Raw genomic sequence first — 18,470 nt, forward strand, 5'->3', positions numbered from 1 at the left:
TCAGTCGGCGGCGGGAACGTCGGCTGGTGTCGTGGGCTCGACGTCGTCGTGCTCGTTGCGGGCCGGCAGGCCCACCGTGGCGAGGAGGCCGACGAGCAGCGCTCCTGCAGCCCCGAACGTCGTGACGCGTGCGGCAGTGACCATGGCGTCCTCGGCCGCCGTCTGCACGGCGTCGCCCGCACCGGGCATCTGGGACAGGCTCGGGATCGCGGCGCCCGCGGACCCCTTGACGACGGCGACGAGCTCCTCCTGCGCCTGCGGGGTGAGGCCTTCGACCTTCTCGAGGTTCGACATCGTCGCGCTCGCGAGCGTCGTCACGAGGACCGTGCCGAGCACGGCGACGCCGAGCGCCGCGCCGAGCTGTCGCACGGTGCTCTGGAAGCCTGAGGCCTGGCCGCTCTCGGCGACCGGGACGTCGATCATGATGACGTTCGTGAGCTGCGCGGTCGCGAGCCCGACGCCGACACCGTAGAGGAACAGCCACGCGCCGAGCACCCAGGCGCTCGCCGTTCCGGAGATGCTGAGCGCGAGGCCTGCGACCGCGATGACCTCGAGGAGCAGGCCGATGCGGACGATGCTGCGGCCGCTCATGCGGCGCGCGAGCTGCGCGGTGCCGCCCGAGATGAGGAACGTGCCGATCGCGAGCCACAGGACGAGCAAGCCGGTGTTGAGGGCCGTGTACCCGAGGACCCCTTGGAGGTAGAGCGGCAGCGCGAAGAGCATGCCGAACTCGCTGAGCGCGACGATGAGCGCCGCGACCGCGCCGTAGCGCAGGCTGCGGATGCGCAGCAGGCCGAGGTCGAGCAGGACGGGGCGGCCGGTGGCCGCGCGACGTCGCTCGACGACGACGAACGCCACGATGGAGAGCACGCCGATCGCGAACGTGAACGGGACGGGCGACATCGTGTACTCCCACGTCCAGTTGCCGACGGTCGGCGCGATGTCGGTGTGCCACCAGCCGTAGCGCTGCCCCTCGATGAGGCTGAAGACGAGGGCTGCGAGGCCGACGATCGACAGGGTGATGCCTGCGGCGTCGACGCCACGCTCGGCGTGCGGGTCGCGGGTCTCGGGGACCCACAGGACCGTGCCGATCACGATGAGGATGCCGATCGGCACGTTGATGAGGAACGCCCAGTGCCAGGAGAAGTCGGTCGCGAGCCAACCGCCGACGAGCGGGCCGACGGCGGCCATACCGCCGATCGTGGATCCCCAGATCGCGAAGGCGATGCCGCGCTCACGACCGGTGAACATGGCGTTCACCGTGGAGAGCGTCGACGGCAGGATCATGGCGCCGCCAACGCCCTGCAGCAGGCGGCCGGCGAGCAGGACGGCGCCGCTCGGTGCGGCGGCAGCGATGAGGCTCGCTGCGACGAAGACCGAGATGCCGACGAGGAGCAGCTTGCGTCGACCGAACAGGTCACCCATGCGACCCACGGTGATGAGGAGCGCCGCGAAGACGAGCGCGTAGACCGAGTTGGCCCACTCGGCCTCCGCCGCGTTGAGCGAGAGGTCCTGGATGAGAACCGGCAGGATCACGTTCACCACTGTGGCGTCCATGATGATGATCGAGACGGCCAGCGATACCGCGGCCATCGCGTACCAGCGCTTGGGGTTCGGTGCTGCCTTCTGTTCGTCCACGGGACCATTCGCTCTCGACGTGCACTGCCACGATCGGCGGGTTACCGACGCTGTGTCAGGATACTCCCGCCTGCGCTTCGCGGCGGCGTGATCGCGCTCACCACCTGAGCGCATCCACCCGTGTGGCGATCGCCGGACCTGCCTACGGTGAGGCACGCCGTCCGCGCACCCGACAGCCATAGGAACCCGGGGCGTGATCAGCATCAAGCTCACGAGCATCTACGTCGACGACCAGACGAAGGCTCTCGCTTTCTACACCGAACCCGACCAGCACCCCGCCGCGCAGACCTTCAAGGCCGCCCTCACCGCAGACGGGGTCCCCTTCACGCAGGACGTCACCGACTACGGGAACGTCGCCGTCGCCGTCCTCGACGACACGTGCGGCAACCTCATCCGGCTCGCGATGACCAAGGACGCCACCGCCTGACTGTCACACGTTGAAGCGGAACTCCACCGGATTACGTTACGGAGCAACCTCTGCCACCGATTGCCACCGGTTCTCTCACGACGTCGTAGGTTGCTGCCTGACAAACTAGATTCCATGCCAGCAGACCTCAACCAATGGGAAGCATCCGTCGCAGACCTCTGGGACACATTCGACTCCCTCAGCCGTGATGAAGGCGTCAAGACCATGCGGGAGTTGGCTAACGCGTGCCCAGCGCGCGACGGCCGGGGCGCATTCGAGCTCGCGAGCATGTACGACTCGATGGGATTCGAAGCTGAGGCAGGCGCGGAGTATGAGCGCGCGCTCGAACTCACCCTCGACGACGCTCGGCATGCTCAACTCGCCGTGCAGTACGGATCGACCCTGCGCAACCTCGGCCGACTTGACGAAGCCATCGCTGTCTTGAGCGCCGCCCCGACTCACGAATCGACAGGCTCAGCGCCTCGTGTCGTGTTGGCTCTGGCGCTTCATAGCGCGGGCCGCAAGGATGAGGCGCTCCGGGTCGCCATCGAGGCGCAAATCGAGGCATTGCCCCGGTATCAGCGCTCGATGCGCAACTATGCCGCCGCGCTAACCGAGCCAGCGACTCCAGACGAGCCGACTACACGTTGAAGCGGAACTCCACGACGTCGCCGTCCTGCATGACGTAGTCCTTGCCCTCGACGCGGGCCTTGCCCGCGGCGCGGGCGGCGGCGACCGAGCCAGCGTCGACGAGGTCGTCGAAGCCGATGACCTCAGCCTTGATGAAGCCGCGCTCGAAGTCGGTGTGGATCACCCCGGCCGCCTGCGGGGCGGTCCAGCCCCGGCGGATCGTCCAGGCGCGCGACTCCTTCGGGCCTGCCGTCAGGTAGGTCTGGAGGCCGAGCGTGTGGAAGCCGACGCGGGCGAGCTGATCGAGGCCAGCCTCCTCCTGCCCGTTGTCCGCGAGCATCTCCGCGGCCTCCTCGGGCTCCAGCTCGACGAGCTCGGACTCGAACTTGGCGTCGAGGAAGATCGCGTCGGCGGGCGCGACGTGGGCGCGCAGCTCAGCCTGGAACGCCTCGTCGGCAAGGCCTGCGTCGTCCGTGTTGAACACGTAGATGAACGGCTTCGCCGTCATGAGCTGCAGCGAGGCGAGCTCCGCGAGGTCGAGCTTCTCGGCGTCGGCCGCGGAGAAGAGGGTGCGTCCCGACTCGAGGATGGTCTGCGCGCGCTGGGCAGCCGCCAGGAGGGCGGGGTCGCCCTTCTTGATCTTGACCTCCTTCTCCATGCGCGGGACCGCCTTCTCCAGCGTCTGGAGGTCCGCGAGGATCAGCTCGGTGTTGATCGTCTCGATGTCATCCTTCGGCGAGACCTTGCCGTCGACGTGCACCACGTCCGGGTCCGCGAACGCGCGCGTCACCTGGCAGATCGCGTCCGCCTCACGGATGTTCGCGAGGAACTTGTTGCCGAGGCCCTCGCCCTCGCTCGCGCCACGCACGATGCCCGCGATGTCCACGAAGGACACGGTCGCGGGCAGGATGCGCTCCGAGCCGAAGATCTCCGCGAGCTTGCTCAGCCGCGGGTCCGGCAGCGGCACGACGCCGACGTTGGGCTCGATCGTCGCGAACGGGTAGTTCGCCGCGAGCACCTGCGCGCGCGTCAGAGCGTTGAAGAGGGTCGACTTGCCGACGTTGGGGAGTCCGGCGATCCCGATAGTGAGGGCCACGGTCGCCAAGTCTAGAGTGCATCGGTGACCACCGAACCCTCCGCCCCCGACCAGCCCGCCCCGACCCCAGGCTCGCGCGTCCTCGTCGTCGGCATGGTCGCGCTGATCACCGTGGGTGCGTTCGAGGCTCTCGCCGTCTCCACGGCGATGCCCGTCATCGCGGAGGCGCTCGACGGGCTCGGCCTGTACGCGGCCGCGTTCTCGCTCACGCTCGCGACGTCCGTGATCGGGATGGTCGTCGCCGGAGCCCTCGCCGACCGCGCTCGGCCGGTGCAGCCGCTCCTCGTCGGGGTCGTCGCGTTCGCCCTCGGGCTCCTCGCCGCCGGCCTCGCCACGAGCATGACCGTCCTTCTCGTCGGCCGCGCCCTGCAGGGCCTCGGCTCCGGGATGTTCGTCGTCGCGCTGTACGTGATCGTCGCGCGCGCCTTCCCGGCCGCGCAGCGCGCCAAGGTGCTCGCCGCGTTCTCCGCCGCGTGGGTCGTGCCGTCGCTCGTCGGCCCGATGATCTCCGGCTTCATCGTGCAGACCTTCGGATGGCGCTGGGTGTTCCTCGCCGTCGTCGTCATCGCCGTGCCCGCCGCGGTGATCATCGTCATGACCACATGGCGCGTCCCCGCGCCCGACATGACCGCCGACGGCGCCTCGACCGGCCCGCTGCCGTGGCGGCGCTTCGGGCTCGCCACGCTCGCCGGGGCCGGCGTCGCCGCCATGTCCCTCGGGGCCGCCACCGACGGCACCGCGCGCACCGCGCTCGTCGCGGGCGGCGCGATCGTCGCCGCCGTCGCCGGGACGCCGCTCCTGCCCCGAGGCACGCTCCGCGCCGCTCGCGGCCTGCCGACCGTCATCGCGCTGCGCGGCATCGTCGCCGCCGCGTTCTTCGCGACCGAGGTGTTCCTCCCGCTGATCCTGCAGACCGAGCGACACATGTCCCCCGCGAGCGCCGGCACGATCCTCACCGTCGGGGCGGTCACGTGGGCGACCGGCTCAGCCGTGCGCGGCCGCGGGCACTGGTCCCCCACGACCTACCTGCGCCTCGGCTCGACGCTCATCGCGGTCGCGATCGTCGCCGCCGCGACCCTCGTGCTCCCCGGCTCCCCGGTCGCGATCGCCTGGGTCGGCTGGGCGTGCGGCGGCTTCGGGATCGGCATGATCTACCCGACGCTCGCCGTCCTCGTGTTCGACCTCGCCGCACCGCACGAGCAGGGTGCGAGCACGTCCGCGCTCCAGGTGTCGGACTCGCTCATGAGCGCGTTCGTCCTCGCCCTCTCCGGGACGGCCGTCGCGGCGCTCGTCGCGCACGTCGGCGTCGGCGGCTACGCCGTTGGGTTCGCGGCGACGCTCCTGCTCGCGCTCCTCGCCGTCGTCATCTCGCCGCGCGTCGTCCGGTGACGCCTCAGCCGACCATCCGAAGCCGCTGCATCAGCTCCGGCACGCCCGCGTCGTAGAGCTTCGCGCCCCACCGCAGGCCTGCCGCGACCACGGCGGCGCCCAGCGCCGGGCCGACGACGACGAGGGCCCAGCCCGCGACGTCGCCTCCGCGCATCGCGAGCACCGCGAGCGCGACGAGCGGCGCGACGAGCACGAGCAGGACTGCCCACGCGGCGCCCTGGACGACGAGGTTCGCGGTCGCCGACCCCTGCGGGGTCGAGAGCGGCCCGTCGCCAGGCCGCGGCACGGCGAAGACGAAGCGCGCGGAGATGATGCTCGACAGCCCGGCCGACGCTCCGAACACGCCCAGCGACAGCCCCAGGACCGCCGCCAGCTGGTCCCACCGCCCCGTGAGCGCCGCAGCGGCGACCGCGCTCGCCACGATGATCGGCAGCCCCACGATGCACAGTGCGATGAACCGCCCGAGGCGGTCGTCGCGCCCACGCACGCCGCACGCGACGTGCAACCAGAACGCGGTGTTGTCGTACGCGACGTCTGCCGCGATCGCCCAGCCGAGCGTGAACGCCACGAGCGGCGTCACCACGAGCAGCATCGCCGTGTGCGAGCCGTTCGTGAGGAAGTACGCCGCGACAGCCATGACGGGCAGCACGGTCAGGTTGCCGACGTACCGCACGTCCCGCACCCAGTACGTCAGGCAACGTGCGGCGACAGCCCACGCGGGCGTCGTCGGGACCCAGGCGAAGACTCCCGGGCCGTGCGTCCTGCGCGAGCCGACCTCATCGGACAGGGGCGACACGAGCACCCGCCCGACACCGCGCGCCCACACCACCACGAGCGCGACGGTCGTCAGCAGCGCGACAGCGAGGTGCGCGCCCGCCGCCGCCCAGTCGCGGTGCGCGACCGCCACCGGGACGGCCCACGCCGCCCCGGGCGGCGTCCACGAGACGACCTCGACGATCTTGGGCACGAGGTCCGCCCCCTCGCGCAACGTCCGCCCCAGGTTGACGACCACGGGGCCCGCGATCGCGACCGGCACGAGCACCATGAGGCCCGCGACCTCCCGGAAGCGACGCGTGCGCATGAGCGGAGCGAGCAGCGTCGTCGTCGCGCGGGAGCCCACCACGCACTGCGCCACCACGATCGGTGCCACGACGAGCCCGGCCGCCGTGGCGCACCTGTCCGGCAGCCAGAGCAGCGGCAGGAGGGACGCGAGCGCGACCGTCGCCAGCCCCGGGACCCCGATCACCGCGGCGAGAGCCATGCCCACCAGCAGACGGCGCCGGTCGGTGCCGAACGTCGCGAACCGGGGCGGAGCGAGGCTCGAGTCCACACCGAACGCCATGAGCGGCAGGACCCACCACCCGAGCACGAGGATCGCCCCGACGAGCACACCGGTCGACTCGAAGAGCTCGTCAGAGACGCGGCGCGTGAAACCCACCCCGCCGAGGACCACCAGCACGACCACCACGGCGTTGCCGAGCGCGAGCAGCGTGCCGAGCGCGAACCAGACGCTGCGCCGCAGCGAGTTGGCGTACAGCTGCAGCCGCAGCCTCAGGACGTGCGCAACCACTCCAGCCCCTGCCCTTCGCGCCGCCCGCCGACGAGCTCGACGAACGTCTCGTCGAGGCTGCGCGTGCCACGCACCTCGTCGACCGTCCCCGCAGCGAGGACGTGCCCGCCCGCGATGATCGCGACGTGGTCGCACATCCGCTGCACGAGGTCCATGACGTGCGACGACACGACGACCGTGCCGCCGCCGTCGACGTAGTGGCCGAGGATCTGGATGATGTTCGTCGCCGAGACCGGGTCGACCGCCTCGAACGGCTCGTCGAGGACCATGACGCGCGGCGCGTGCACCATGGCCGTCGCGAGCGCGATCTTCTTCGTCATGCCGGCCGAGTAGTCGATCACGAGGGTGCCGGCCTCGCGGGTCAGGTCGAACGCGTCGAGCAGCTCGGCCGTGCGGGTGGCGACCGTCTCGCGGTCCATGCCGCGCAACAGCCCCGCATACATGACCATCTGCGCGCCGGTCAGGCGGTCGAAGAGCCGCATGCCGTCAGGCAGCACGCCGAGCGTGCGCTTGGCCGTGTCCGGGTCGCGCCACAGGTCGAAGCCCTGGACGTGCACGCTCCCCGCGTCCGGACGAAGGAGTCCCGTCGCCATCGAGAGCGTCGTCGTCTTGCCTGCGCCGTTGGGCCCGACGAGGCCGTAGAACGACCCGGCGGGCACGGTCAGGTCGATGCCCGCGACCGCGGTCTTCTCGCCGAACCGCTTCCACAGCCCGCGCAGGGCGAGCGCGGGCGCGCTCTCGCGGGTGGACGACGTCGACATGACCCGAGCGTACGGGACCTCGCCGCGCGTGGCGGGGGCGGATTGTCAGTGCCCCCTGCCAGGGTGGCGCCATGGACATGAGCCCGACCGCGCTCGCGGTGTCGTTCGTCGCCCTCGCGCTCGCCTTCGTCGCCGGGTACCTCCTCGCAGGCGCACGTCGCGGCGCCGACGAACGTCGTACCGCCCTGCGTGCCGAGCGCCTCGCCGCGGAGCTCGACGCCGAACGGCGGGCCGCGGCGCAGCGCGAGGAGATCCTTGCGCACGAGCGGCAGCAGGCCGCGACGCAGTTCCGTGACCTCGCCGCCGAGGCGCTCGCGACGAGCTCCGAGCGTCTGCTCGAGCTCACCGAGCAGCGCGTCCGCACGACGCAGGTCGCGGGCCAGGCCGACATGGAACGACGCGAGGCGGCCGTGCGCGCGCTCGTCGACCCGCTCGCGACGACGCTCGCGCAGCTCAAGTCCCAGGTCGCCGAGGCCGAGCGCGCCCGGCTCGCCGGTACGTCGACGCTGACCGAGCAGGTCCGCGCGATGCGCGAGTCGTCGGAGCTGCTGCGGGCCGAGACTGGCCGCCTGGTCACCGCGCTGCGGTCCGCGCAGGTGCGTGGGCGCTGGGGCGAGACTCAGCTGCGCCGGGTCGTCGAGAGCGCGGGGATGCTCGCACGCGTCGACTTCGTGGAGCAGTCGAGCGTGCGCACCGACGACGGGCTGCTGCGCCCGGACATGGTCGTGCGGCTCGCAGGCGGCAAGAACGTCGTCGTCGACGCGAAGGTGCCGTTCAACGCGTACCTCGAAGCATCCGAGACGGACGACCCCGCCGTGCGTGCCGAGCGCCTCGCCACCCACGCCCGCGCCGTGCGGCGCCACGTCGACGAGCTCGCGGGCAAGCGCTACTGGGAACAGCTCGCGCCGTCACCCGAGTTCGTCGTGCTGTTCGTCCCCGCAGACCCGTTCCTCCACGCTGCGCTCGAAGCAGACCCAGGGCTCGTGGAGCACGCGTTCGACCGCAACGTCGTCGTCGCGACACCCATGACGCTGCTCGCGCTGCTGCGCACCGTCGCGTACGCGTGGCGCCAGGAGACGCTCGCCGACAACGCCCAGCAGGTGCTCTCCCTCGGCAAGGAGCTGCACGGCCGCCTCGCGACCCTCTCCGGGCACCTCGGCAGGCTCGGCCGCGCGATCGAGAGCAGCGCCGCCGCCTACAACCAGACGATCGGCTCCCTCGAGACCCGCGTCCTCGTCTCCGCCCGCCGGTTCCAGTCGCTCGGAGTCGTCGACGACGAGCTCGAGAGCCCCGCGCCCGTCGACCCGCGCCTGTCGACCGTGAGCGCACCCGAGCTCGTGGCCGCGCAGCGAGACGACGCCGCCCGCATCCCCGACCTCGGGGACAGGGTCCGTAGCCTGGGCTGAGCGACGCACCGCCGCACCGAGACGTGGAGGAACCGATGGGCGAGCAGCAGTACCCGACGATCGAGTCGACCGTCGGGTCGACTCCCCTGGTCCGGCTCCAGCGCCTCGCGGAGGACGCCGCTCCCGGGACGGTCGTCCTCGCCAAGCTCGAGGGCAACAACCCGGCAGGCTCCGTCAAGGACCGGCCCGCGCTGTCCATGATCGCCCGCGCAGAGCAGCGCGGGGACATCCGCCCCGGCGACACCCTCATCGAGGCCACGAGCGGCAACACCGGCATCGCGCTCGCCATGGCCGCCGCGATCAAGGGCTACCGGCTCGTCCTCGTCATGCCCGAGGACCTGTCCGTCGAGCGCGCCCGCACCATGCGCGCCTACGGCGCCGAGCTCGTCCTCACCGCCCGCGAGCGCGGCATGGAGCACTCGCGCGACGTCGCAGCCGCCATGGTCGCCGCCGGAGAAGGCATCGTCCTCGACCAGTTCGCCAACCCCGACAACCCCGCCGCCCACGAGGCGAGCACCGGACCCGAGCTGTGGCAGCAGACGAGCGGACGACTCACCCACCTCGTCTCGTCGATGGGCACGACCGGGACGATCACCGGGACCGGCCGCTTCCTCAAGAAGCAGTCCGGAGACGTGCGCATCGTCGGCGTCCAGCCCGAGGAAGGCGCCCGCATCCCCGGCATCCGGGCCTGGCCGCAGGAGTACCTCCCCCGCGTCTACGACCCGAGCGTCGTCGACGAGCTCCGGTACGTCAGCCAGACCGACGCCGAGGACACGATGCGGGCGCTCGCCCGCCGTGAAGGCATCTTCGCCGGCGTCTCGTCCGGCGGCGCGGCAGCCGTCGCGCTCCGCCTCGCCCGAGAGACCCCGGACGCGACGATCGTCTTCATCGTCGCGGACCGCGGCGACCGCTACCTGTCCACCGGAGTGTTCCCCGACTGACCGGCGCGGGCAGTCCCACGGATCCCGACGACGACCGTCGCGTCCAGCTCGTCCGAGCGCTCCACCCGGACCTCGAGGCCGCGCGCCGCGAAGACCTCCGCCGACTCCGCCGCCTGACGCTCGCTCGTCTCCACGAGGACGTGCCCGCCCGGCGCGAGCCACCCGCCCACCTGGTCCGCGAGCCGACGGTGCAGGTCCAGGCCGTCCCGCCCGCCGTCGAGCGCGTGCCTGGGCTCGTGGTCCCGCGCCTCGCGCGGCATCAGGTCGACCTGCTCGCTCGGCACGTACGGCGCGTTCGCGACCACCACGTCCACGCGTCCCCGCAGCCTGGCAGGCAGAGCCGCCAGCAGGTCCCCCTCGTGCACCTCGCCGGCAAACGGCGCCACGTTCTGGCGGGCGAAGCCGAGCGCGACCGGGTCGACGTCGCACGCGTGCAGCTCCGCCGTCGCCCCCTGCGCCTGCTCCACCCGGTGCGCGACGAGCGCACCGATCGCGCCGCACCCGCAGCACGCGTCCACGAGCACCCCGCCCGGCGGCACCATGCCGACCGCAAGGTCGACGAGCAGGAGCGAACGCTGCCGCGGCACGAACACGCCCGGCCCCACCGCGAACTCAACACCGCCCAGCTCCACCCGGCCGACGACGTGCTCGAGCGGCTCACCCGCCACGCGCCGCGCGACGAGCGCCGCGAGCCGGTCACCGTCCGCGGCAGCGCGAAGAACCGCTGCCTCGTCCTCCGCGAACACACACCCGGCGCGGCGGAGCTCCGCGACCAGCTCGTCGACGCGAGGATCCACGAGGGCTGCGGCTAGGCCGGGTCGAACGGGAGGGAGCGGCGCCCGCCGCGCGCAGGACGCGCGGGGCTCTGCCCCGACTCCTTGAGCGCGGTCCGCAGCTCTCGCGGGAGCGAGAACATGAGGTCCTCGGTCGCGGTGCGCACCTCGGAGACGTCAGCGAACCCGCGCTCGGCGAGGTAGGCGAGGACGTCCTGGACAAGGATCTCGGGGACAGACGCACCGGACGTCACGCCGACCGTCGCGACGCCGTCGAACCACGACGGGTCGATCTCCTTCGCGTAGTCGACGAGGAATGCCGCCCGTGCGCCATACTCCTTCGCGACCTCGACGAGACGCACCGAGTTCGAGGAGTTGCGCGAGCCGACCACGATCACCAGGTCGCACTCGGGGGCGAGCTTCTTGACCGCCACCTGACGATTCTGCGTCGCGTAGCAGATGTCGTCGCTCGGCGGGTCCTGCAACGTCGGGAACCGCTCGCGCAGGCGCCGCACCGTCTCCATCGTCTCGTCGACCGAGAGCGTCGTCTGCGAGATCCAGACGACCTTGTCCGGGTCCCGCACCGTCACGCGATCGACCTCGTCAGGCGAGTTCACGACCTGGACGTGCTCGGGGGCCTCGCCCGCCGTGCCCTCGACCTCCTCGTGGCCCTCGTGGCCGATCAGCAGGATGTCGTAGTCGTCCGCCGCGAACCGCACCGCCTCGCGGTGCACCTTGGTCACGAGCGGGCAGGTCGCGTCGATCGTCTCGAGCGAACGCCGCGCTGCAGCCTCGTGCACCGCCGGCGAGACGCCGTGCGCCGAGAACACGACCCGCGCGCCCTCGGGCACCTCGTCCGTCTCGTCGACGAAGACCGCTCCACGCTCGGAGAGCGTCTCCACGACGTACTTGTTGTGCACGATCTCCTTGCGGACGTACACGGGTGCGCCGTAGTGCTCGATCGCCTGCTCGACCGCGACGACCGCCCGGTCGACGCCCGCGCAGTAGCCGCGCGGGGCAGCCAGCAGCACCCGCTTCGCCGCCGTGCCGTCGCCTCGCTCCACCGCGGCGTCGTCACGGCGGTGGCGCCCCACGGCGGGGGCTCCGGAGGTCCGGGGCGCGAGGGTCTCGGTCACCTCGCAAGTCTAGGTGACCGCCCTCGCCGCGGACCGGACGGTACGTGGAGAGCCTGTGTCACCCCCGTGGCCGATGATGGGGGCGTGACCGACGCTCCCCTCCCCTCGTCCGCGGCCCCTCACGGTCCCTTGCCAGCGCGCGCCCTCGACACGACGGCGGAGCGGCCGTGGCCCGTGCGGCTGCTGTCGTCGAAGATCGCGGAGTACATCGACAAGATGTCGCCCGTCTGGATCGAGGGTCAGGTCGTCCAGCTCAACCGCCGCCCGGGCGCGGGCATGGCGTTCCTGACGCTGCGCGACACCGATGCGGACGTGTCGTTGCCCGTCGCGATGTACGCGAAGGTGCTCGCCGGGCAGACGACGCCGCTCGCGGAGGGCGCGCACGTCGTCGTCCACGCGAAGCCGACGTTCTGGAAGGGCCGCGGCTCGTTCCAGATGCAGGCCGACGAGATCCGCGCGCTCGGCCTCGGCGACCTCCTCGCGCGGATCGAGCACCTCAAGTCGATCCTCGCCGCGGAGGGCCTGTTCGCTGCCGAGCGCAAGCGACCGCTGCCGTTCCTGCCGCGCGTCGTCGGGCTCGTGTGCGGCCGCGAGTCCAAGGCGGAGCACGACGTCGTGGTCAACGCGCGCGCACGCTGGCCGGAGGTGCGCTTCGAGATCCGCGAGGTCGCGGTGCAGGGCACCGCAGCCGTGCCGCAGGTATCCGCCGCGATCGCCGAGCTCGACGCTCGCGCTGACGTCGAGGTGATCGTCGTCGCCCGCGGTGGCGGCGCCGTCGAGGACCTCCTGCCGTTCTCGAACGAGGCGCTCGTCCGGGCGGCCGCCGCGTGCCGCACCCCGCTCGTCTCGGCGATCGGCCACGAGACCGACTCGCCGCTGCTCGACCTCGTCGCCGACTTCCGCGCCTCGACCCCGACCGATGCCGCGAAGCGCATCGTGCCGGACGTCGCGGAGGAGCGGCTGCGGCTCCGACAGGCACGCGAGCGGATGCAGCGCGCCGTCCGCGGGCGTCTCGATCGCGAGCAGCACGGCCTCGACGCGATCCGCTCACGGCCCGTGCTCGCGGATCCGGGCTCGATGATCGAGCGCCGCTCGGACGACGTCGAGCAGCTCGCGCGGCACGGCCGCAGCGCGTTCTCCGCGGCGCTCTTGCGCGCGGGCGCCGAGGTCGACCGGCTGCGCGCGCAGGTCCGCGCGCTGTCCCCCGCGTCCGTGCTCGAGCGTGGCTACGCCGTCGTGCAGGTCGCCGACGGCAGCGTGCTGCGCGACGCCGCCCAGGTCGCGTCAGGTGACGCGCTGCGCGTCCGCCTCGCCGACGGCGAGGTCGCCGCGACCGTCGACTGACCGTCGGACGCCCGACGGACCGGCAGCCGACACAGGACGGACGGCCCGGAGCGTGTCGGTCGCCTTGGCTACGGTATGTCCGTGACCACATCCCAGCCGCTGCCCGACGTCGGATCCCTGAGCTACGAGGACGCGCGCGACGAGCTCGTCCAGGTCGTCGCCCGGCTCGAGGCCGGTGGCGAGCCGCTCGAGGCGAGCCTCGCGCTCTGGGAGCGCGGCGAGGCGCTCGCCGCCCGCTGCCAGACGTGGCTCGACGGCGCTCGCGAGCGGCTCGAGTCTGCGCACCAGCGCGCGGCAAGCACTGCGACCGACGAGAAGGACGAGGACTGATGGCCCCCAAGACTGCTCTCGGGGCGGCCGACGCCGCACCCGCCCAGGTGCTCGTCGTCGGCGAAGCGCTCATCGACGTCGTGCACCGCCAGGACGGCACGGTCGACGAGCACCCGGGGGGCAGCCCCGCGAACGTCGCCATCACGCTCGGCCGCCTCGGCCGCACCGTCGAGCTCCTCGCATGGCTCGGCGAGGACGCCTACGGCTCGATGATCCGGCGGTGGCTCGGCGCGTCCGGCGTCGCCCTCGCGCCCGGCGCCACGGGTGCCGCGCAGACGTCGATCGCGACCGCGCAGCTCGACGAGAAGGGCGCCGCGTCGTACGACTTCGAGATCGAGTGGCGCATGCCCGCAGACGTCGACGTCCCGCAGAGCACGGTCGCGATCCACTCGGGCTCGATCGCCGCGACGCTCCCGCCCGGCGGGGACGACGTCGTCGCGCTCATGCGCCGCTTCCAGCCGAGCGTGACGATCACGTACGACCCGAACGTCCGCCCGACGCTCATGGGCATGCCGCTCACCGCGGCGCCGCGCATCGAGGAGCTCGTCATGCTCGCGGACGTCGTCAAGGTCTCCGACGAGGACCTTGCCTGGCTGTACCCGCACCGCGCCCCCGAGGTGAGCGCCGCCCTGTGGCAGAAGCGCCAGGGCAGCATCGTCGTCATGACACGTGGCGGCGAGGGCGCGGTCGCCTGGTACCCGGGAGGCACGGTCGAGGTGGCCGCTCCTCTGACGGAGGTTGCCGACACGGTCGGCGCCGGCGACTCGTTCATGGGGGCGCTCATCGACGGCCTGTGGTCCGCCGACCTGCTCGGCGGCGCACGCCGCGCCGCGCTCAGGGCGATCGACGCCGACGCGCTCACCGCCGTGCTCGAACGCTGCACGAAGGTCGCCGCGATCACCGTGTCCCGCCCGGGCGCCAACCCGCCGCGGCTCGACGAGCTCGACTGAGGGACGCGTCGCGCGAGCACGCTCGCCCCACGCCGACCCGCGCTCGCACCCCCGGTCGCGTCGTCGGCCGGAGGCACGGCTGGAATGTGGACGCGCGCTGCGAGACCGCCGGACGCGACGCATGATGTCCACCATGAGCAACCGCACCGACGGCACGGCCGCCTCCTCCTCCGTGACCGGCCCGATCTCGACCCCCGCCGAGGCGTGGGCTGCGCTCAGGGACGGCAACCAGCGCTTCGTCCGGGACGAGATGGCGCACCCCTCGCAGGGTGCCGGCCGACGGCAGGAGCTCGCCGTCGCGCAGAACCCGTTCGCCGTGATCTTCGGGTGCTCCGACTCGCGTGTCGCCGCCGAGATCATCTTCGACCAGGGGCTCGGCGACACGTTCGTCGTGCGGACCGCCGGGCACGTCCTCGACACGACGGTCATCGGCTCGATCGAGTACGGGATCGGTGTGCTCGACGCGCGCCTCGTCGTCGTGCTCGCCCACGACTCGTGCGGCGCCGTCGCGGCGGCAGCCCACACCCTTGCGACGGGCGAGCAGGCCACGGGGTTCGTCCGCGCGGTCGTCGACCGGGTCATCCCGTCCATCGTGAACGTCACGAGCCGCGGCGAGGACGTGCGTGACGAGAACATGCTCCGCCGCGAGCACGTCCGCCACACCGTCGACCAGCTCTACGGGTACTCCGCGGCGATCCGCGCGGCGGTCGACGACGGCTACGTCGCGATCGTCGGCGTCGAGTACACGCTCGCGGACGGTCGCGCGACGCTCCTCGAGGTCAAGGGCGACGTCGGCGAGAAGCCCGTCACCGCCTGACACCACCGTCCGGCGTGACCCAGGTCACAACCGAGCCCTGTCGTGCCGTCACGGCACCCGCACGCCCTGCGGTGCGGCACGATGGGACCATGACTGACAACGCCGTCGGCAGCACGCCGAACTCGCAAGGATTCCGCATCGAGCACGACACGATGGGCGAGGTGCGCGTGCCTGCCGCCGCGCTCTACCGCGCCCAGACGCAGCGCGCCGTCGAGAACTTCCCGATCTCCGGCTCGCGCCTCGAGCGCGGCCACATCGAGGCCCTCGCCCGCGTCAAGAAGGCCGCCGCGCGCGCGAACGCCGAGCTGGGCGTCCTCGACCAGGACGTCGCGGACGCGATCGTCGCCGCCGCCGACGCCGTCGCTGCGGGCGAGCACGACGACCACTTCCCCGTCGACGTCTACCAGACCGGCTCCGGCACGTCGTCGAACATGAACACGAACGAGGTCCTCGCGACGCTCGCGAGCCGCTCGCTGGGCCGCGAGGTCCACCCGAACGACCACGTCAACGCCTCGCAGTCGTCCAACGACGTGTTCCCGACGTCGGTCCACGTCGCCGCCACCTCCGGCGTCGTGCGCGACCTCGTCCCGGCGCTCGAGCACCTCGCCGCGGCGCTCGGCGCGAAGTCCGAGGAGTTCGCCGAGGTCGTGAAGTCCGGCCGCACGCACCTCATGGACGCAACGCCCGTGACGCTCGGCCAGGAGTTCGGCGGCTATGCGGCCGCCGTGCGCTATGGCGTCGAGCGCCTGCAGGCCGCGCTCCCCCGAGCGGCCGAGGTGCCGCTCGGCGGTACCGCCGTCGGCACCGGCATCAACACGCCCGCAGGCTTCCCGCAGCGGGTCATCGAGCTGCTCGTCGAGGACACCGGCCTGCCCCTGACAGAGGCGCGCGACCACTTCGAGGCGCAGTCGGCGCGCGACGGCCTCGTCGAGCTGTCCGGCGCGCTCCGCACGATCGCGGTCTCCCTCACGAAGATCTGCAACGACCTGCGCTGGATGGGGTCGGGCCCCAACACGGGCCTCGGCGAGATCTTCATCCCCGACCTGCAGCCGGGCTCGTCGATCATGCCGGGCAAGGTCAACCCGGTCGTCCCTGAGGCCGTCCTCATGGTTGCCGCCCGCGTCATCGGCAACGACGCGACCGTGGCGTGGGCGGGCGCGAGCGGCTCGTTCGAGCTCAACGTGCAGATCCCCGTGATCGCGTCGGCCGTGCTCGAGTCGATCCGTCTGCTCTCGACGTCGTCGCGCGTGCTCGCCGACCGCACGGTCGACGGGATCACCGCCAACGTGGAGCGCGCCCGCGCGCTCGCCGAGTCGTCGCCGTCGATCGTCACGCCGCTCAACCGTGTGATCGGCTACGAGGCGGCGGCGAAGGTCGCGAAGCACTCCGTCAAGAAGGGCCTCACGGTCCGCGAGGCCGTCATCGACCTCGGCTTCGTCGAGCGTGGCGAGGTCACCGAGGAGCAGCTCGACAGCGCGCTCGACGTGCTGTCGATGACGCGTCCGCCGCAGGCCTGACACCTCGAGCGAAGGGTCCGTCGGCGGCGCCGACGGACCCTTCGCTCTGCCGCGTCAGCGCGGGCAGGTCGGCGCAGCCGCGTCAGCGCGGGGAGCGACTCATCAGGAGGCTCGCGACGAGCCCGGTCGCGAGCACGCCAGCGGTCAGCAGGAGCGTCTGCGAGACGGCGGTGCTGAAGCCCGAGTGGACGGCCGCGAGCGCGGCCTCGCGCACCTGGGCGACGAGCTCGGACGGGACCGAGTCGGGCAGCGCGAGCTGCCCGGCACCGCCTCCGGAGAACGCGGAGCCGTTCGACGACGCGAACGCCTCGACGAACGGGGCGCGGACCTCCTCGGGGAGGCGGGCCGCGGCGTCGGCCGCTGCTGCCGGCACCTCGACGCCCAGGCGGGACGTCAGCATCGCGACGATCGCCGCTGACCCGAGCACCCCGCCGACCTGACGGTTCATGTTGAACGCCCCGGCGCCCGCGCCCGCGGTCGAGCGGTCGAGGCCCGACGTCGCGAGGTTGGCGAGGGGCGAGAAAAGCAGGCCCGTGCCGATGCCGAACACGGTCATCGGCGGGAAGAACGCCCACATCGAGGCGTCCGGCGAGACGACGAGGGTGAGCCAGAGGACCGAGCCTGCGAGGAACGCGAACCCTGCCGCGACGACCCACTTCCCGGGGATGCGGTCGGACAGCCGGCCCGCGAACGGCGCGACGACGCCGGACACGAGCGAGCCTGGCAGGTTCACCATCGCGGCCATGAGCGGGGACAGCCCGAGCACCTGTTGCAGGATCAGCGTGAGCGGGAAGAAGATGCCGATCATCGCGAAAGACGACACGGCACCGGCGACGTTCGCGAGCGTGAAGTTGCGGTGCGTGAAGAGCGTGAGCGGCAGCAGCGCGTCGTCGCCCCGGCGCTTCTGCCACAGCAGGAACGCACCTGTGACGAGAACGCCGGCACCGATCATGCGCCAGACCGTGATGGGGCCGACGACCTGACCCCACTCGAACGTCTCGCCCTCCTGCAGGCCGAAGATCACGAGGAACAGCCCGACGACGGAGAGGACGACGCCGGGCAGGTCGAGACTGCGGGTGTGCGTCTCGAGGCGCGGGAGGCGCGTGACGGCGAGCCACAGCGCGACCGCGCCGATCGGGACGTTGACGAAGAAGATCCACTCCCAGCCGATCGTCTCGACGAAGATCCCGCCGAGCACCGGCCCTGCGATCGTCGCGACGCCCGCGGTGGCGCCCCACAGGCCGAGGGCGGCGCCCCGGCGCGCGGGCGGGAAGACGCGCGTGATCATGGCCATCGTCTGCGGGGTCATGAGTGCGCTGCCGACCCCCTGGACCGCCCTCGCGACGACGAGCGTCTCGACGGATCCCGCGAGGCCGCACGCGATCGAGGAGAGCACGAACACGACGAGCCCGGAGACGAACATGGTCTTCGCGCCGTACCGGTCACCGAGCCGACCCGTGACCAGCAGGAGCACCGCGAAGGTGAGGAGGTAGGCGCTGTTGACCCAGCCCACGGCGGCGAGCGACGTCTGGAACGTCGCCACGAGCGTCGGGACGGCGATGTTGACGATCGTCGTGTCGACCATGATGACGAAGAAGCCGAGGCACAGCGGGGGCAGGATGCTCCACGGGCTGCGGCCGCCCAGGTCGACGAGGGCGGCGTCGGGGCCCGGAGCAGGGAGGGACGGTGCGGTGCCGGAGGGCGTGGGATCGGTGGTCACGACCTAGGTTAAGCACGCCGTGTCACGAACACCCACCGGAGTCCAC

The 18,470-nt window shown here is 72.2% G+C and carries 17 protein-coding genes; 10 read left to right on the forward strand and 7 right to left on the reverse strand.

Translation table 11 applies throughout. From position 1 onward, the window contains the following. Positions 1-1,638, reverse strand: a complete 1,638-nt coding sequence (locus tag HF995_RS01855) for an MFS transporter (RefSeq protein WP_350308692.1) — start codon at positions 1,636-1,638, stop codon at positions 1-3. Between the two features lie 193 nt (positions 1,639-1,831). On the opposite strand from HF995_RS01855, the gene HF995_RS01860 reads away from it, so the two are divergent. Next, on the forward strand, positions 1,832-2,065 hold the full coding sequence (locus HF995_RS01860; RefSeq protein ID WP_168446113.1) for a VOC family protein: 234 nt from the start codon (positions 1,832-1,834) through the stop codon (positions 2,063-2,065). 114 nt (positions 2,066-2,179) lie between these two features. After that, a complete protein-coding gene (locus HF995_RS01865) occupies positions 2,180-2,695 on the forward strand; it encodes a tetratricopeptide repeat protein (protein WP_168446114.1) in 516 nt (171 codons plus the stop codon). On the opposite strand, the gene ychF is transcribed toward HF995_RS01865, so the two are convergent. Next, complete coding sequence (gene ychF / locus HF995_RS01870; RefSeq protein WP_168446115.1) at positions 2,685-3,770, reverse strand: redox-regulated ATPase YchF; 1,086 nt, start codon at positions 3,768-3,770, stop codon at positions 2,685-2,687. The two genes, HF995_RS01865 and ychF, sit on opposite strands and share 11 nt — an antisense overlap. Before the next feature lie 24 nt (positions 3,771-3,794). Here ychF and HF995_RS01875 point away from each other — a divergent pair, with 24 nt between their 5' ends. Continuing rightward, a complete protein-coding gene (locus tag HF995_RS01875; RefSeq protein ID WP_168446116.1) occupies positions 3,795-5,159 on the forward strand; it encodes an MFS transporter in 1,365 nt (454 codons plus the stop codon). Positions 5,160-5,163: 4 nt separating this feature from the next. On the opposite strand, the gene HF995_RS01880 is transcribed toward HF995_RS01875, so the two are convergent. Then, positions 5,164-6,729: a hypothetical protein gene (locus HF995_RS01880; RefSeq protein ID WP_168446117.1), complete on the reverse strand. Its 1,566-nt coding sequence runs from the start codon at positions 6,727-6,729 to the stop codon at positions 5,164-5,166. Further along, positions 6,711-7,490, reverse strand: coding sequence for an ABC transporter ATP-binding protein (locus tag HF995_RS01885; RefSeq protein WP_168446118.1), 780 nt, complete (start codon positions 7,488-7,490; stop codon positions 6,711-6,713). The genes HF995_RS01880 and HF995_RS01885 overlap by 19 nt, the downstream gene beginning before the upstream one ends. Before the next feature lie 71 nt (positions 7,491-7,561). On the opposite strand from HF995_RS01885, the gene HF995_RS01890 reads away from it, so the two are divergent. After that, positions 7,562-8,896, forward strand: coding sequence for a DNA recombination protein RmuC (locus tag HF995_RS01890; protein WP_168446119.1), 1,335 nt, complete (start codon positions 7,562-7,564; stop codon positions 8,894-8,896). Between the two features lie 35 nt (positions 8,897-8,931). Further along, positions 8,932-9,837, forward strand: a complete 906-nt coding sequence (cysM, locus tag HF995_RS01895; protein WP_168446120.1) for a cysteine synthase CysM — start codon at positions 8,932-8,934, stop codon at positions 9,835-9,837. Here cysM and HF995_RS01900 read toward each other — a convergent pair. Both HF995_RS01900 and HF995_RS01905 read right to left on the reverse strand, forming a co-directional pair. Continuing rightward, positions 9,807-10,634, reverse strand: a complete 828-nt coding sequence (locus HF995_RS01900) for a putative protein N(5)-glutamine methyltransferase (RefSeq protein ID WP_168446121.1) — start codon at positions 10,632-10,634, stop codon at positions 9,807-9,809. The genes cysM and HF995_RS01900 overlap by 31 nt on opposite strands. Before the next feature lie 11 nt (positions 10,635-10,645). Further along, entirely contained in the window at positions 10,646-11,704 is a 1,059-nt protein-coding gene (locus HF995_RS01905; protein ID WP_168446950.1) for a 4-hydroxy-3-methylbut-2-enyl diphosphate reductase, read from the reverse strand. Between the two features lie 126 nt (positions 11,705-11,830). Between HF995_RS01905 and xseA the strand changes: the two genes are divergently transcribed. The 5 genes from xseA (at position 11,831) to HF995_RS01930 (ending at position 16,704) form a co-directional block, all read left to right on the forward strand. Then, positions 11,831-13,090 (forward strand): exodeoxyribonuclease VII large subunit, encoded by a 1,260-nt coding sequence (xseA, locus tag HF995_RS01910; protein WP_350308693.1) that lies wholly within the window; start codon positions 11,831-11,833, stop codon positions 13,088-13,090. Positions 13,091-13,165: 75 nt separating this feature from the next. Continuing rightward, on the forward strand, positions 13,166-13,420 hold the full coding sequence (locus HF995_RS01915; RefSeq protein ID WP_168446123.1) for an exodeoxyribonuclease VII small subunit: 255 nt from the start codon (positions 13,166-13,168) through the stop codon (positions 13,418-13,420). Further along, the gene (locus HF995_RS01920) at positions 13,420-14,370 is read left to right on the forward strand and encodes a carbohydrate kinase family protein (protein WP_168446124.1); all 951 of its coding nucleotides are present in this window, start codon (positions 13,420-13,422) and stop codon (positions 14,368-14,370) included. The genes HF995_RS01915 and HF995_RS01920 overlap by 1 nt, the downstream gene beginning before the upstream one ends. Before the next feature lie 133 nt (positions 14,371-14,503). Further along, complete coding sequence (locus HF995_RS01925; RefSeq protein WP_168446125.1) at positions 14,504-15,187, forward strand: carbonic anhydrase; 684 nt, start codon at positions 14,504-14,506, stop codon at positions 15,185-15,187. Positions 15,188-15,276: 89 nt separating this feature from the next. Continuing rightward, complete coding sequence (locus tag HF995_RS01930) at positions 15,277-16,704, forward strand: class II fumarate hydratase (RefSeq protein ID WP_168446126.1); 1,428 nt, start codon at positions 15,277-15,279, stop codon at positions 16,702-16,704. 82 nt (positions 16,705-16,786) lie between these two features. Here the strand turns inward: HF995_RS01930 and HF995_RS01935 are convergent, their stop codons facing one another. Then, on the reverse strand, positions 16,787-18,424 hold the full coding sequence (locus HF995_RS01935) for a DHA2 family efflux MFS transporter permease subunit (RefSeq protein WP_168446127.1): 1,638 nt from the start codon (positions 18,422-18,424) through the stop codon (positions 16,787-16,789). Between the last annotated feature and the right edge of the window lie 46 nt (positions 18,425-18,470).

It is taken from the genome of Sanguibacter hominis ATCC BAA-789, from assembly GCF_012396185.1.
GTDB classification, from domain to species: Bacteria; Actinomycetota; Actinomycetes; order Actinomycetales; family Cellulomonadaceae; genus Flavimobilis; species Flavimobilis hominis.